Annotated in this window: 12 protein-coding genes and 1 pseudogene; 6 read left to right on the forward strand and 7 right to left on the reverse strand. The window is 59.1% G+C overall.

Annotated features, from left to right (window positions below):
- Positions 1 to 6 precede the first annotated feature (6 nt).
- Positions 7 to 894, reverse strand: a complete 888-nt coding sequence (locus tag NR193_RS24825) for a LysR family transcriptional regulator (RefSeq protein WP_256753387.1) — start codon at positions 892 to 894, stop codon at positions 7 to 9.
- An 831-nt stretch (positions 895 to 1,725) separates the two neighbouring features.
- Here NR193_RS24825 and NR193_RS24830 point away from each other — a divergent pair.
- The 5 genes and pseudogenes from NR193_RS24830 to NR193_RS24850 all read left to right on the forward strand — a co-directional run bounded on the left by NR193_RS24830 (position 1,726) and on the right by NR193_RS24850 (position 6,983).
- A complete protein-coding gene (locus tag NR193_RS24830; RefSeq protein ID WP_256753388.1) occupies positions 1,726 to 2,175 on the forward strand; it encodes a (2Fe-2S)-binding protein in 450 nt (149 codons plus the stop codon).
- Positions 2,176 to 2,186: 11 nt separating this feature from the next.
- Positions 2,187 to 4,442: a molybdopterin cofactor-binding domain-containing protein gene (locus NR193_RS24835; RefSeq protein ID WP_256753389.1), complete on the forward strand. Its 2,256-nt coding sequence runs from the start codon at positions 2,187 to 2,189 to the stop codon at positions 4,440 to 4,442.
- A 226-nt stretch (positions 4,443 to 4,668) separates the two neighbouring features.
- Positions 4,669 to 5,964 carry a cytochrome c gene (locus NR193_RS24840; protein WP_256753390.1) on the forward strand — a complete coding sequence of 432 codons (1,296 nt, stop codon included), beginning with the start codon at positions 4,669 to 4,671 and terminating at the stop codon, positions 5,962 to 5,964.
- 104 nt (positions 5,965 to 6,068) lie between these two features.
- Positions 6,069 to 6,173 (forward strand): annotated as a pseudogene (locus NR193_RS24845) (sulfite exporter TauE/SafE family protein); the annotation flags it as partial.
- Positions 6,174 to 6,332: 159 nt separating this feature from the next.
- Positions 6,333 to 6,983: a uracil-DNA glycosylase family protein gene (locus NR193_RS24850; RefSeq protein WP_306280479.1), complete on the forward strand. Its 651-nt coding sequence runs from the start codon at positions 6,333 to 6,335 to the stop codon at positions 6,981 to 6,983.
- Positions 6,984 to 7,181: 198 nt separating this feature from the next.
- Here the strand turns inward: NR193_RS24850 and NR193_RS24855 are convergent, their stop codons facing one another.
- The 5 genes from NR193_RS24855 to NR193_RS24875 form a co-directional block, all read right to left on the reverse strand.
- Complete coding sequence (locus NR193_RS24855; protein WP_256753391.1) at positions 7,182 to 7,361, reverse strand: DUF2945 domain-containing protein; 180 nt, start codon at positions 7,359 to 7,361, stop codon at positions 7,182 to 7,184.
- 123 nt (positions 7,362 to 7,484) lie between these two features.
- The gene (locus NR193_RS24860) at positions 7,485 to 9,020 is read right to left on the reverse strand and encodes an FAD-dependent oxidoreductase (RefSeq protein WP_256753392.1); all 1,536 of its coding nucleotides are present in this window, start codon (positions 9,018 to 9,020) and stop codon (positions 7,485 to 7,487) included.
- A 108-nt stretch (positions 9,021 to 9,128) separates the two neighbouring features.
- Positions 9,129 to 9,950 carry a universal stress protein gene (locus NR193_RS24865; RefSeq protein ID WP_256753393.1) on the reverse strand — a complete coding sequence of 274 codons (822 nt, stop codon included), beginning with the start codon at positions 9,948 to 9,950 and terminating at the stop codon, positions 9,129 to 9,131.
- 204 nt (positions 9,951 to 10,154) lie between these two features.
- Positions 10,155 to 10,451 carry a hypothetical protein gene (locus NR193_RS24870; protein ID WP_256753394.1) on the reverse strand — a complete coding sequence of 99 codons (297 nt, stop codon included), beginning with the start codon at positions 10,449 to 10,451 and terminating at the stop codon, positions 10,155 to 10,157.
- An 89-nt stretch (positions 10,452 to 10,540) separates the two neighbouring features.
- Complete coding sequence (locus tag NR193_RS24875; protein WP_256753395.1) at positions 10,541 to 12,076, reverse strand: FAD-dependent oxidoreductase; 1,536 nt, start codon at positions 12,074 to 12,076, stop codon at positions 10,541 to 10,543.
- Positions 12,077 to 13,377: 1,301 nt separating this feature from the next.
- Here NR193_RS24875 and NR193_RS24880 point away from each other — a divergent pair.
- Complete coding sequence (locus NR193_RS24880; protein WP_256753396.1) at positions 13,378 to 13,602, forward strand: hypothetical protein; 225 nt, start codon at positions 13,378 to 13,380, stop codon at positions 13,600 to 13,602.
- Between the two features lie 115 nt (positions 13,603 to 13,717).
- Here NR193_RS24880 and fsa read toward each other — a convergent pair whose 3' ends face one another.
- Positions 13,718 to 14,374 carry a fructose-6-phosphate aldolase gene (fsa, locus tag NR193_RS24885; protein WP_256753397.1) on the reverse strand — a complete coding sequence of 219 codons (657 nt, stop codon included), beginning with the start codon at positions 14,372 to 14,374 and terminating at the stop codon, positions 13,718 to 13,720.
- Positions 14,375 to 14,396 lie beyond the last annotated feature (22 nt).

The raw sequence follows: 14,396 nt of genomic DNA on the forward strand, positions 1-14,396 counted from the left end.
GAATTCCTATAGTTTGACGTCGCCGCTCGCGACGGCATGCAATCCTGCCAAGGCAGGGACCGCTACGGCTTCATCGGCGTTAGCAGATTGCACCGCATAGACCGGGTAGGAGAACTGCGGCATTTCAGGTACGAGGTGGAGGCGCCCGGCCGCAATGTGAGACCGCGCCTCGCTCAGCCTGAAATAGCCGGAACCGCCGGCCGCAAGTACATAGTTGAGTGCGAGCGGACCGAGGTCGAAAGAAAGATCCGGCGCAGCACTCGGGAAATTCATCCCATGGTGAAGCGTAAAGTCTGGCCCCCAATCCATATAAACATAATCGGATCCGTCCAGGAGGTGCGCTTCTGAATTGGTAGTTACGAGGACGAGTTTTTCCTCAAGAACCAGATCGATCTTCAAACCCGGTCTGTGCGGGGGCGCGTACATGATGGCGATGTCGACCATTCCCGACGCGACTTGATTGATCAAATCCTGCGGCACATCGACGTGTACCCGAAGTGCAATATCCGGAAGGGATCGACGCATACATCGAACCCAGTCGAGCAGAAGAGGTTGAGCAAGACTGACTTCGCTGCCGACAGTCAGAACGGCGCGACGGCCTGGCGGGACAGCAACCTGATGAAGGGTGCGCTGCCATAGCTGGACGAACATCGGAGCGTGGCGCAGGAATTGTTCGCCGGCAGGGGTGAGCGAAGCTCCGCCTTTATGCCGGACGAAAAGCGGTCGACCTAGTTGTTGCTCAAGGGTGCGAATTCGTGCGCTCACGGTCGTCTGAGCAACATTCAAACGTTCCGACGCCCGGATGAAGCTTCCGCTGGAAACAATCTCGATAAAAGTGCGAGCGAGCTCGATGTCCATATGCGGTATAACATAAAAATTGCGTTCAAAGGTCAATCAAAATCATTTGTCAGATAGATAGCACCCATATTTAGGCTTCCAAAAATTCGCCAAGCGCGCCGTCGGTCGGTTTCGTGGGCGAAGGTTGGCTCGGCCCGACGCTCGTCTCAATACTTGCTTCATGTTGCCCATGACGAGACAGGGGAGATCATATCGACGAGAGAGAAGAGGTCGTCGGTGCCGGATCTAGCGGCCGGACGTGCCGAACGGGCGCGAACGGACCAGATGCCAGAGGCTGCCAGTGACATGGGGATGCGGCCGTCCAGGCAAAGCTGTTTCGTGGAAGCCGCCGTTGTAGTGCGCGGACGACAAACGCATCGCCTCAAAAGGTATCGAACTGGCTGTCTCCGGCGAGCATGTCGACCTCGTCGCACACCGCCGAGGCCAATCTCTCTGCCTGCTCGCCAAGGGGCAAACAATCACCGCCCGGCGACATGACTCGAACGCTCAACGAGGAAATCTACCGCTGCCTGATCACCTCGTGAAGTTCGATATCCACATACCCAATGTGGCAGCACAAAAAGTGCACTTAAATAACATTTCTATTCGTTTGCCAAATAGCTATCGCGGTCGGTAGGCTTTTACGGAGTTTGCCAGTCAAAACGTCAGATGCGTCGTCGATTTTTATACAGATAATGCGGGAGGCTATGCACTCATAGCACGTTCGTAGATTGCACACACATAAGCCTGGTTGAGCCGCTGCTGCTGATTGGAAAAAATAGCGACATCGTCCGGCATTTTCCGATCTCCTGCTTCTCACTGCCTACAACTGATAAGATAGTCGAATAAATACTACCATACGGACGCCACGATCCTGGAGATGCGAAGATGTTAAATTTTCAACTCAACGGTCAAGATGTCACCGCGGACGCGCCAGACGATGCGACGTTGTTATGGGTGCTCACAGACGATTTGAAGCAACACGGCCTGAAATTCGGCTGTGGATTGTCACAATGCGGAGCGTGCGACGTGATGATTGACGCTGAGGTCGTCCGTTCCTGTCAGACCAAGGCCAGCAGCGCCGGGGGACGGTCGGTCACCACGCTTTCCGGCCTCATGGAGAACGGCAAGGCAAGCAAGCTGCAGCAGGCGTTCATTGACGAGCAGGCGGCGCAATGCGGCTATTGCCTATCGGGGATGATCATGACCGCCCAAGCACTCATCGATCGCAATCCCAAGCCGACCGAAGCAGATGTACGCGCCGCGCTGAACGGCAACCTCTGCCGCTGTGGGACGCATACGCGGATCATCCGCGCCGTATTGCGCGCGACGGAATAGGGAGGCCAATCATGAACACCATGCTTAAAAAAATGACCCGGCGCGAGCTTCTCGCAACGACTGGCTTCCTTACTTTGACCTTTGCCATGCCGTCGAATTTGTTCGGTCAGCAGGCGCCGGAGGCCTTGGGTATTGCTGGTGGACCGGGTCTTCCGCATGACATGAAGAATAACCCGATGCTTAGCTCCTGGCTGCGTATCAACTCGGACGGAACAGTCACGCTGTTGATCGGTAAGGTCGAATTCGGCCAAGGCAACAGAACCGCCATCGGGCAAGTATGCGCCGAAGAGCTCGACGTCGATTTCAGCCGCTTGCAGATCATCGCCGGCGACACCAAACTCTGCCCGGACGAAGGTGTCACCTCGGGTTCGACGTCGATGCCTGACGGTGCGACCGCTGTCCAACATGCTTCGGCCGAAGTCCGTGGCATCCTTCTTGGGTTGGCAGCAGAAAAGCTCGGTCAGCCAGCTGAAACCATGAAGGTCAAGGACGGCACCGTCACCGCCGCCAATGGCAAGACCACGACCTACTGGGAACTCGTTGTCGGCAAGGCACTGGACGTCAACGCAACCGACAAGCCGATACTGAAGGATCCGGCGACATACACGATCGAAGGTACCTCAGTGCCGCGCGTAGACATTCCGGCGAAGATGACCGGTGGCGAGTCCTTCGTTCAAGATATGCACCCCGATGGTGTGGTCTACGGTATGGTCGCTCGCCCGCCCAACTACCGATCGAAGCTGACAAGTATCGACACAGGGCCGATCGAGAAGATGCCCGGCGTGATCAAGGTGGTGCGCAATGGCAGCTTTCTTGGCGTGATAGCCAAGACGAAAGACGAGGCCATGGCGGCCTCGGCCGCGCTCGGCACCGCCGGGAAGTGGGACGTTCCCAACGACATGATCGGGAACGCAGGCATTTATGATTGGCTGTTGAAGGCGCCGAGCAATCCTAACATAATCCACGACCAGAAGCGCGCAGACGGCGCCGCACCCGTCAAGACGATCGAGGCGACTTTTCAACGGCCGTATGTCATGCACGGTTCTATTGGAACGTCGGCGGCTATCGCGCAACTGGGCGCGGACGGTGTGATGACCATCCACACGCACAGCCAAAGCGTGTGGCAGACCGCGGAAGCGATCGCGAAGATGCTGAAGGTGGATACTGACAAGGTCCGCTGCATCCACACCCAGGGTTCAGGTTGCTACGGTCACAACATGGCCGATGATGCGGCGGCCGACGCGGCGTTATTAGCAACTGCGGTTCCTGGCAAGACGGTGAAACTTCAGTACACGCGCGCCCAGGAGCACCAGTGGGAGCCCTACGGTTCCGCGATGGTCATCAAGGTCAAGGCCGGCGTGGACGGCGACGGCAACGTGCTCGATTGGGAAACCGACGTATGGTCCACGTCGCACGCCACGCGGCCGGGTGGGCACCCCGGCAACCTCCTGTCGGCGCGCTATCTTGATCCGCCGTTCGAGCAGCCGACGCCAAAAGATATCTCCGGCCCGAATTATGGCGCGGGCCGCAACGCCATCCCGCTGTACGATTTTCCAGGGCAGACCGTGACAACGCATTTTGTCAGTGAGATGCCGATTCGCGTGTCGTCTACGCGCTCGCTCGGCGCCTATGCAAACGTCTTCGCGTTGGAGTCGTTCATCGATGAGCTGGCGCATGACGCGAAGGTGGACCCGCTCGAGTACCGACTGCGCTTTCTCAAGGACGACCGGGCGCGGGCCGTACTGACGAAGGCGGCCGACCTGTTCGGCTGGAGCAACTACGAGCGTAAACCAAACCAGGGCCGCGGCATCGCTTTTGCGCGATACAAGAACTACGCGGCGTTGACCGCGGTTGCGATAGAGGTTCGCGTTACCCCGCGTAGCGGGCGAGTGCAGGTGCTGAGAGCGTCGGTTGCCGACGACAGCGGTCAAGCCGTCAACCCGAACGGTATCGCCAACCAGATGGAAGGAGCGGTTATCCAGTCATTGAGTTGGACGCTCAAGGAGGAAGTTAGATTCAGCGATTCGGCGATCCTGTCAGCCGATTGGGCGAGCTATCCGATTATCACTTTCCAGGAAGTGCCCAACATAGACGTTGCGGTGATCAATCAACCGGGCATGCCGTTCCTCGGCACCGGGGAAGCTGGTCAGGGGCCGACTGCCGCGGCAGTGACGAATGCAATATTCGATGCAGCAGGCGTGCGGTTGCGCACGTTGCCGTTGACGCCTGATCGCGTGAAGACGGCGATGGCCGTCAAGAAAGGCTGACCTCTCCAACCAGCAACGAAAGAAGGCCGGCACGCCTGTGCGTGGGTTTGTTACAAATTTTCCATAATTGGCGCAGCTGCATGAAGGTCACCCCATTTTAGAATGATGTTGTCCCGCCTAGTGAAGAAAGCCGAATAGTAGCGCGCATGCGGCTATTCTGGACTTTGCGACGGAACCTTTGCCGTCGATGCGTCGATATGGAGGATTGTTGTGAAGGGTGGACGTCATGCGTTATTTGATCTCGGCCCTTATTGCCCTCTCAGTGGTGATCGTAGGCCTTTACGCGTGGGTAGACCGATATTCTGAGATTGATGCGATCAAACCGTTAGCCGTCAACGCCTTCGACAAGACCGTGATCGACAAGGGCGCTAGCCTCGTCACGATCGGTGATTGCGCAGTCTGCCATACCAAGCAGGGGGGTGAGTCCCTCGCCGGCGGCCGCGAGATCAGGACGCCCTTTGGCAGCATCCTCTCGACAAACATCACGCCGGACGTCGATACGGGCATAGGCGCTTGGTCACTGCCCGCCTTCACCCGCGCGCTCAGGGAGGGCGTAGATCGCTTCGGCCGCTATCTGTACCCTGCCTTCCCCTACGACCATTTCACCAAAGTCAAGGACGACGACATCGCTGCGATCTACGCATATTTGATGGCCCTTCCCCCGGTCAGTGCGTCAAAACCGAAGAACGTACTGCCGTTCCCATACAACGTGCGCGTCCTGCTCGCCGGCTGGAATTTCTTATTCCTGCGCCAAGGCGCCTACACGCCCGACCCGGCACGCGACGACCAATGGAACCGTGGCGCTTATCTCGTTCAGGGTATTGGCCATTGCGGCGCATGTCACACTCCACGCAACATCTTCGGCGCCGAGCGCCGTGGCAGCGCCCGTTTTGCCGGCGAAACGCTGGAAGGTTGGCATGCGCCGGCGCTGAACATGGCCTCGCCTGCGCCGGCACCCTGGACGGCCGACGCTATGGTCAACTTTCTTCTGGATGGTTGGGATGGCGATCATGGCATCGCCGCCGGTACCATGACACCCGTGGTCAATGGACTCGGCTCTCTTTCGGAGGACGACGCCTACGCCATCGCGACCTATATCCTCTCCTTCCAGGATCAGACCAACGTGGACGCGCGGACGAAGGCAGCCAAGTCCTTCGCCGAGAAGGTCGATTTCGGCCCGTCTTCGCCGGTACCTTCGCCGCTGGATGCCGCCTCCGAACGCGGCGCGGCGACTTTCGCCCGCGTCTGCGCGAACTGCCACCGCGCCGGCACCAACACGGCGCCTTTGGCGCTAAGCAGCGTCGTTAGCGGGCCTGACCCGAGAAACCTGATCCACATTATTGACCAAGGCATCGAGCCGCCCCAGAACGCTCTCGACCACTCCATGCCGGCGTTCGGCGGATCGCTCTCCGCTGGCGACCTTGCTGACCTGGTCACGTTTGTGCGCAGCCACTTCTCCGAGAAGCCCGCATGGTCGAACGTATCCGCTCTCATCACGGAGGCGCGAGCCGCCGAACAGTGACCCAAAAGACCACTATGAATGAGGTTGTTGCAACGGCTGACTGGAAGCGCAAAGAGGCTAGATCCGAGGCCAATTGTGCGGCAAGAATTTCAAACTGCCAGGGTGGGCGGGCGACCCGCCTCAAATCGGAAACCCTTTATCGAGTGATCGCCGTACTGTTGTTCGTCATCGCGGCCGTCCTCCTGTTTGGACATGATGCCACGGATGGGTTCTCTCGTCTCGCGCATGAGCACACCTTGCGAGACATGGACCTAGAACGTATCTTACCCTGGCTCCCACATTCATTGGTTAGTCGTTGAAATGGTTGCAGGGTAGGACAATTACAGGAATGGAACGACCTGGTGGACGTTGCTGCAACTAAATTCGACCTGCAGAGCCCCAAAACATGCGCTAGCTCAGAATATTCGCAACTCGACTCGCTCCTCTCGAACATTCGTGCCTGTAGCGCATGTGCTGGGGAATTCAGCCATGAACCCCGCCCGGTGGTGCAGGTTACCTCCGAGACCCGGCTCTTGATCTGCGGGCAAGCGCCAGGGCGACGCGTGCATGAAAGTGGACTGCCGTTCGACGACGCTTCCGGTGACCGGTTGCGGGAGTGGCTTGGACTGGATCGCAGCGCCTTCTATGGGGACCCACATATTGGCGTGGCCCCGATGGCGTTCTGCTTTCCTGGGACCAATCCCAAAAGCGGCGACTATCCGCCACCGCCCCGGTGCGCTGCGCTCTGGCGACGGTCGCTTCTGGTGTGCTTGCCGAGGGTGGAACTGACGCTCCTGGTCGGCAGTTACGCTCAACGGTGGGCGTTGCAGCACACCTCGGGGCCGTCGATGACCGCGACCGTCGCCGCGTGGCGCACCTATGGTCCCACGGTGATACCGCTGCCTCACCCTTCGTGGCGCAGTACAGTTTGGCTGCGTCGCAACCCGTGGTTCGAGAACGAATTGGCGCCTCATCTTCGCACCCGGGTTGCTGCCATCCTCGGCGGCGCGGCTGCCCCTCATGAGCCGGCGTCAAGATAAACGTGCGGGGACTCGGCACCGGTCGTATGAACCGCAGCCGTGACGCTTCCGAGACCCCAGAAGTCGAACGGCTGTCGCCCGGCGGCGAGCGGGATCATCGGCTGCTATTCGGCAATGAAACCTTCACGGGAGCAGGCCGGAACGTCATGACCGCACGCCTACGCAGCCTGATTGGTTCGATCAATGCGGCCGGGCCCGTCAGTCTCTCAATCGGGTGAGCACCTGGCCGCGGTGCAGGGCCACGTGGTCGGTCTTGCTGCTCTTGATCTCGTATTGTGGAGACTGCGGGCTCGCGTGATGCGTGTGGTAGTCTATGTCTTGGGTATGAATCTCAACGATCGTACCGCTGACGCGACCAGCCTCCGAATTCCAACTCAAACCGTTTCGTCGTCGCGAGCGTCGCGGCGCGGCGCCGCGGTACCTTCTTGTGTTCTGTCATTCTCTGTGCTCCGCCTGGGCAGACGCAATTCAGGTGTAGGCTGAGGGACTGGATCTTGGCGGTCACTCGTTCCTAACCATCGCCCGCTCGAACTCCAGTTCGGCGCGGAGTCCCGCCAAGTCCCGATGGACGAAGGCCTCGGCCAACTTCTGGCCGCCGCGCCGATAGGTGACTGTGCAGTCTCTTGCCGTGAGATCACCGTCGATTTCTGCCTCGTCCCATCCTTCGGCGTGGCCGACGTAGGCCAAGCTGAAGTCGTACTGTTCAGTCCAGAAAAAAGGCACGCAATCGAACCGCTCGCGGCGGCCGAGCATGTTGCGGGCAGCGGTCTGCCCCTGGCGCTCAGCGACGACCCAATGCTCCACACGAATGTTCTCACCCGTGCGACGGTCTGGCCAGCGGGCGATGTCGCCGGCGGCGAAAATCCCCGGAATGCTGGTTTCCAGATAGGTGTCTACCGTCACCCCGCGGTCGAGCTCCAACCCGGCCTGCTTGGCCAGTGTCAGGGTTGGGCGCACGCCGATCCCCGCGACAACAAAATCGGCCGCGAGTGTGTCCCCATTCTTCAGGGTGACGCCGCCGACACCGATCGAAGCCGCCGTCGTGCCGAGGTGGAAGACCACACCATGATGTTCGTGAAGCGTCCGGATATGCTGCCCGAGATCGTCGCCAAGAATCCGCTGCATGGGGATTGCTCCGGGGGCGACCACATGGACGTCGACGCCACGCGCGCGCAGCGAGGCGGCGACTTCCAGGCCGATGAAGCTGGCGCCTATCACCACGGCGCGACGTGACGCCACAGCGTCGGCGTTCAACGTATGGGCGTCGGCAAGCGTCCGCAGGTAGCGGACGTGAGGCCGTTCGTCACCCGTACCCAGCCGCACGGGTTCAGCGCCCGTGGCCAGCAGCAACGCGTCATAGGCATATCGGGTCCCGTCAGTGAGTTCGACGTGCCGTGCCCTTGTGTCGATAGAACCCACACGCGCACCCAGCTTCAGCTCGATGTCCTGAGCTTGGTAGAATTCAGCCGTGCGCAGCGGATTCGAGTCGTCCGAGGCGGTCCCCGTGAGATACCCCTTCGACAGGTTAGGCCGGTCGCAAGGGGCCGACGTATCGGCGCTCAGCATCGTCAGCCGCCCGTTGTAGCCCTCACGCCGGAGGGTTTCAGCGGCCGCTTGGCCAGCAGCGCCACCGCCGACGATCACGATCGAGTCGGGCAGGCCGGTGTTGGCTGGAAGCGACCGGCGCGATGCGGGCTTGCGCCGCGCCCGAACCCGTATGCGGCCATCTTTACGCTCGACATCAAAACACGGGATGGATGTCAGGGCAGGGGAGCGGAGCACCTCCCCCGTGCGCAGACTGAAGCAGGCATGATGCCAGGGACAACGAACAGTGTCGTCGACGAGGAGGCCATCGGCGAGTGGTGCGCCGTAGTGCGTGCAAACCGATCCAACGGCGAATATCTCCTCGCCGCGGCGCGCCAGCAAGACGGGCTCGTTGTCAACATGGCCGGCGAGCATGGCGCCATCTGCGAGCTGGCTCAGAAGGATGCCAATGCCGAAGTCCAAATAGTCAATGTCAGGTATACTGGAGTTCATGAAAAGCCTCCTTACTCGATCCTACAGCCTCGGCGTGCAACTCGCTCCGGGGACGGCGCGGCGAAACGCTCCGCCGGGGCAGGCGCACCGACCTCTCGGGCAACGTGATCAATTCGACATGACCCGGTTCAATCGATCATTTTCCAGCAGCGAGCGGGTAGCACCGCCGAAGATCCACTCCCTGAACCTGCTGTGGCCATAGGCGCCGGATATGATCAGATCCGCATGCATCGCTGCGGCCACATCGGCGATCGTTCCGCCATCGGATTTTTCCGGAAACACTTCCGCCTTCGCCTTTACGCCGTGAAAGGAAAGTAGGGCAACAACATCATCCAGACTGTTCCAGGTTTCGTCGGTTACGTCATTGTCGATCGTAACGACACGAACCTCCTGGGCCATTTGCAAAAAGGGCATAGCATCAGTAACCGCACGCCTGGCTTCACGCGTGTCCTTCCATCCGACAAGAACCTGGTTCATGCGGAAATTTTCCTGGTTGGTTGAGGCGACAAATACAGGCCGTCCCGCTTGAAGGATCAGGTTGCCGAGATCGGTGGAACGATGAACGTTGCCAGAAGAGGCGCCCTCGGGCGACGCTGTGACGATGAGATCGGCCACGCGCGCCGAGTCGATCAACAAGCGGGTCGGATTGCCCACCGCCCCACGCCATTCGGTATCAACCGTTGCGCCAGCAAGGCCTTCGAATTCCACGCGCAGGTCCTCAATTCGTCGCTCGATGTTCTTGCGCTGGCGCATCATGCTCTCTCCATCGAAGGCCACTCCTCCCTCCATCACAACGGGCGGAGGAACGTCGGCAGCGGAAAGTCCAATCAGACGCGCATCGAATCGCTGGGCCAAATCGACACCGAGCTTGATAACAGGAGCGACCATACCGTCGATGTCGAGATTGAGGACGATTGACTTGTAGGCCATTGGATTTCCTTCCTTGGATGGGTAATGAGTCGATCCTGCTAAGGGAGAAACGCCAACCGGCGATGCGCCGCAAAACGCGGCGCGTCAGCTGTCATCAAACGTTAGAAGAACGGAGCTCTGCGCAACGCCTCAAAAAGCTCGGCGTCACAACGATCATCGTCATGAAGCGTTCGCCGGCTGGCGTGGCCGTCGATGTTCCTCGCCCTACTCGAACATGATCCGAGCAGTACCTTTTTTGGCGATCAACATTCTCCGAGCTTCCTGGATCCGCTCAGCCTGTAGTTTGGTATAGGGGCCCATCGGCTTGGTCTTTTCATCGCCGCGACGGACCTGGCAGTACCACTGGCCATTGATCGAGAAGATTTCAACCGACGTCGACGTCTCATTGGGCTCGTCCTCAGCGACCGCCTTTATGAATTTGACGATCATTGAATAATGTTGAGCGGGCGCGACCGTGCCCAAACCATTGGAGGTGCTAAGTTCCTGTTGCATTGTGGACATAGGTCGAACTCCTTTCGGTCACGACGGCGTTCCGCTCCGCCATTTCTCATTGCACTCTTCTTCGGACTGCGGTGCCCGAGAGCGCTTTGCTAAGTCGCCATCTGGTGCTCCATTTCCACCTCTGCCTTCAGACTTTCGATGTCGCGGAAGATCGAAGCAACAGCCAGCGTGCGTCCGTTGCGTTTGAAGCGCAGCAGACAATCCTTGGCTGTGATGTCTCCATCGACCGCGATCTCATCCCATTGTCCGGCATGGCCGACATAGTTGATGGGAACATCGTAATGCTGACTCCAGAAGAACGGCACGGCCGCGAATTTCTCCCGATCGCCGAGCATGTTCAGGGCCGCTGTTTGGCCCTGCCTCTCTGCAACCACCCAATGCTCGACCCGAATGTTCTCGCCACTGTGAGGATCTGGCCACTGCGCAATGTCGCCGGCCGCGAATATCCCTGGCTCGCTCGTTTCCAGAAAGGCGTCCACAACAACGCCGTGGTCAACGACCAGCCCCGCCGTTTCGGCAAGCCCGGTCCGCGGCCGCACGCCGATGCCGACGACGACGAAATCCGCAGCCAGCGTACCGCCGCTGCTAAGTTTCACCTTCCTGCCGTCGATGCTGGTCGGCGTGTTCTCAAGATGAAATACGACGCCATTCTCCTCATGGAGGGCGCGGATGAAATCACCCATTTGCGGACCCAAGATCCGCTCCATGGGCCGTTTATCCGGCGCCACGACATGAACCTCGATATCGCGCGCGCGCAGAGCCGCGGCAACCTCGAGTCCTATGAAACTGGCGCCAAGGACGATCGCACGACCTGCCGTGGCGGCCTGCTCGACGATAGCCTTGCAGTCTGCGAACGAGCGCAACGTGTGGACGTGCGGCAAGTCGGCGCCGGGTATGGTCAGGCGAACCGGTTCGGCGCCGGTCGCAACCAGCAGCCTGTGATAAGGAATCCTTCCTTCATCGGAGAGGACGACCTCGCGGGAACGCAGGTCAATGTCAACGACCTTCGTATTGAGACGCAGGTCGATATTGTTTTTTGAGTAGAATTTCTCCCCGCGGAGCGGAATCCAGTCCTCCGGCGCTTTTCCCGCAAGGTAATCCTTAGAGAGGTTCGGTCGGTCGACGGGTGGCGATTGGTCGTCGCTGAGCATGACGATGCTGCCTTGGAACTGCTCCCGCCGCAGCATTTCGGCCGCTGCGAAACCAGCCGCGCCGCCGCCGACAATGACGATTTTCTTGGGTACCTGGCCGGAGCCTCCGGGGTGCGGTTTCGGAGCCGTCCGTTTGAGCTTCTCGCCGACGAATATCCGCTCATCGCGTTGTTCCACCGACCAGCAGGCAAGTGGATTGAAGGCAGGCGCCCGCAAGGCCTCGCCAGTGCGCAGATCGAAACACGCGTGATGCCAGGGACACCGGACCGTATCCCCCACCACAAGACCGTCGACGAGCGGCCCGCCGTAATGCGTGCAGGTCGCCCCGATGGCGAAGACCTCGGCCCCACGGCGCACCAGCAGCACCTGTTCATCGCCGCAATGGCCTATCAGCTTTCCGCCATCGGCAAGATCGGAGAACGCGATCCCCTGAGCCAGATCCGGCCCGTCCAGTTTGTTATGGCCCTCAGCCATTTTCTTCTCCCTTGGCGATCCCGTGTCATCGCGTGTGCGGTGAAGCGGGAACTCCCAAGCCCACCAGCATCGCAATATCTTTTGCCTAGCTAGCGCGTCGTCAGGTTTTCAGGACTGCCAAAGGCCCAGACCAGCTCACTCGTTGCGACCGAGCCGCATACACAGTGTAGTCTCCCGCCTTCTTAGATATCGTGCAAACGAATTTAATCGGCAATTGAATGCAATTTTTATGATACGTTAAACAACGGCTTTTGCTGGGGAGGCAAGTTGCCAGCAGCTTCTTTGCGAAGCAGGTTTGGCTTCTCGCTTTTCCTTTCTCGTCGACGCCGACACCACCATCGCGACGTTGTGCCATAGGCCATCGTACGCGCCTTCAATGGTGGCCCGGCGAGCGTTGAAGACGAGCTTCTCGATCGCTCTCGCCCCCGCCCAGATACCTTGAAGGGTGTGAAGCCGTCGGAGTCCAGGAAAGACCACCGATTCTTGCGGGTCGAGCATGCAGCAGATTGACAGCCCTCACGGAATCCAGGGAGATACCCATGCACGCAATCAGACTTGCCGTAGCGGCTCTCACCCTGGATGCCATCGTTGGCCTCCGCTCAGGCATTCGTCTGGTCTGAACAGTTGCAGAAATCGCCTGCGAACTTGAGGCTGCTCTTGGGGCGAACGCAAAATGCACCCATGGAGGGCAGCACTCTGTGCCGGTAAAGGTGGTCGATTTGGGAACCACAATCGAGGCTGACCTATTCTCGCCGGTTTCGGTGCACGATGCTATTTCATTGATGTTCGTAGTTGGCGAAGAGAATCCGCGCGTAGACCGAGATTCAGACCGACGATATGTTACGCAAGAGAACGAGAAATCCGTTTGCTTAATAGGAAGAGAGGCCACAGCGACTGTCTATTCCTTTATGGATCGCGTCTTCCGGATCGAATTTTTGTTTGACCGATGCGAGTCGCGAGAGGAGAAGGCTCACTTGCTTCTGGCAATGAACGCGTCGTTCGTGTACGCGCGATGCGACGGTGTTGACCTCAATGAAAAGGATTTCGACACCACACTTTACTGTTCAATCAAGGCACGGAACTCATATGGCTACACCAGACAGGGACAGCCAGGACTTCTGGACTTTCGATGGTCTCGCTTCACGGACGGTGAGTACGAAGCAGCGGAACGGAGATACGTTGTCGACTTCGGCTGCAGCGTACGCGGCGAAGTCCAGAGCCAGATATCACATATGGATCAGTCACATCGATGCTTGATAGACGTCGATAATTCTGACCCCACACATTGGTCGGCGACTTCCATGTATGAAAGCTTCACGCTTGGCATGATGTTCGATGACGTCAGCTCGCGCCTTACCGCGAACCGGATGTTCGTCGACATGCCCGCTGAAAAACTAGCGATAGAATCCATGCGGCCTGGGCTTCAGGCAATGGTAGATGGCATCAAAAAGGGCATCGTTGACCGGTTAGCCGCGAAGGAATCCAAGGACAATGGCATGTCCAACATCCTCGGCGCTGGCAACTGACGATCAGCACCTCGGCACGTGATGCCGGTCCAAGTCCTCGCGAGGCCCTCCTACACACACGATGATGTGGCTGGAGGACGGCAAGGCGTCTCCTAGGGAAGCCTGCTGCGGGCGATTACAGGATCGCTTGCCCTGTCTTGCTCCAGTCGGCGAGAAAGGACTCAAGTCCCCTGTCGGTGAGCGGGTGTTTGGCGAGGTTTCTGAGCACCGCCGGTGGCACGGTCGCGATATTGGCGCCTGCGATCGCCGCCTGTTTGACATGGAGAGGGGTGCGAATTGAAGACGCCAGGATTTCCGTCGTGAAGGATTTGTCGTTGTCGTAGATCTTGCGGATTTCCCGGATCACCTCCATGCCGTCCAGACCAAGATCATCGAGCCTGCCAACGAACGGCGAAATGAAGGTCGCGCCTGCCTTGGCTGCGAGGAGTGCCTGGTTGGCTGAAAAGCACAGGGTGACATTGACCTTGTGTCCGAGCTGACTAAGAGCCCGGCAAGCCCTGAACCCATCCCAAGTCGATGGCACCTTGACGGCCACATTGGCGGCAATGCCGGCCAAAAGCTCTCCCTCGGCGATCATACCGTCGAAGTGGATCGCGGTGACTTCCGCTGAAACCGGGCCCTCGATTGTCTTGCAAATCTCCTTGATCACATCCCTGATCGGCCTGCCGGTCTTTGCGATAAGGGATGGGTTCGTGGTCACCCCGTCGAGAAAGCCGGCAGCAGCAAGCTCACGAATTTCAGAAATATCGGCTGTATCGATAAAGAACTTCATTGTCTTTCTCCGCAACGTGAAT

The organism is Mesorhizobium sp. Mes31 (assembly GCF_024519675.1).
Classification (GTDB): Bacteria; Pseudomonadota; Alphaproteobacteria; order Rhizobiales; family Rhizobiaceae; genus Mesorhizobium.

Bases quoted from the DNA above. Each gene is read 5' to 3' on its own strand.
- NR193_RS24830 (WP_256753388.1), top strand. From the start codon at position 1,726: ATGTTAAATTTTCAACTCAACGGTCAAGATGTCACCGCGGACGCGCCA.
- NR193_RS24835 (WP_256753389.1), top strand. From the start codon at position 2,187: ATGAACACCATGCTTAAAAAAATGACCCGGCGCGAGCTTCTCGCAACG.
- NR193_RS24840 (WP_256753390.1), top strand. From the start codon at position 4,669: ATGCGTTATTTGATCTCGGCCCTTATTGCCCTCTCAGTGGTGATCGTA.
- NR193_RS24860 (WP_256753392.1), bottom strand. From the start codon at position 9,020: ATGAACTCCAGTATACCTGACATTGACTATTTGGACTTCGGCATTGGC.
- NR193_RS24865 (WP_256753393.1), bottom strand. From the start codon at position 9,950: ATGGCCTACAAGTCAATCGTCCTCAATCTCGACATCGACGGTATGGTC.
- NR193_RS24870 (WP_256753394.1), bottom strand. From the start codon at position 10,451: ATGTCCACAATGCAACAGGAACTTAGCACCTCCAATGGTTTGGGCACG.
- NR193_RS24875 (WP_256753395.1), bottom strand. From the start codon at position 12,076: ATGGCTGAGGGCCATAACAAACTGGACGGGCCGGATCTGGCTCAGGGG.
- NR193_RS24880 (WP_256753396.1), top strand. From the start codon at position 13,378: ATGTATGAAAGCTTCACGCTTGGCATGATGTTCGATGACGTCAGCTCG.
- fsa (WP_256753397.1), bottom strand. From the start codon at position 14,374: ATGAAGTTCTTTATCGATACAGCCGATATTTCTGAAATTCGTGAGCTT.